This window comes from Clostridium sp. MCC353, assembly GCF_018785315.1.
Classification (GTDB): domain Bacteria; phylum Bacillota; class Clostridia; order Lachnospirales; family Lachnospiraceae; genus CHH4-2.
Genome location: NZ_WQPN01000187.1, coordinates 1 through 554, shown reverse-complemented (window position 1 = coordinate 554; position 554 = coordinate 1). Strand labels below are relative to the sequence as shown.

Annotated in this window: 1 protein-coding gene; it reads right to left on the bottom strand. The window is 53.1% G+C overall.

All coding sequences use genetic code 11. The features are described from left to right. Positions 1-554 (bottom strand): Wzz/FepE/Etk N-terminal domain-containing protein (locus tag GPL15_RS27205; RefSeq protein ID WP_346345056.1); only part of this gene is annotated, 554 nt, incomplete at both ends.

Here is a 554-nt window from a genome sequence, read left to right as displayed (position 1 = left end):
CTGCGTTTTTCTTCACGCTGGGGCTGGTCTTTTCCAGGGCCACCACCCCGTCCTCCAGCATTTTCGGGGGAACCATTTCCATGATCTCACCGATATAAGCGGAAGCCTCTGCGGATATGTTGTCCACAATCTCCTTTGCCAGATAAGGGTCCGGGTCCTGTACGGATATGGTCAGAATCCGGGTGTTGGTCGGGTTATCAATTTTAATCTTCTCCCGGAGTTCCTTATAGTTCATATCCAGGTTCATTTTGCTGATCACGCTCTGCAGGACCGGGCGGCTGTTCACCATCACCTTATAGTCCTGGGTCAGCTGGCTTCCGATCTGCAGGTCCGCCAGGGACGTCAGGGTGGTCTCCTTGGACAGCACGTACAGGCTGGCGCTGGAGGTATACTGGGGCGTCAGCACGAAATAGCTGTAAGCCCCCACCAGGCCGCCTCCCAGCACGAGCGCGGTCAACAGCGCCCACCATTTCCTTTTGAATTCAAACAGAAGTTCCCGTAAGTCAATTTCAATTTCGTCCTGATCCTCGTCAAATCTCTTTTCCATAAATGTT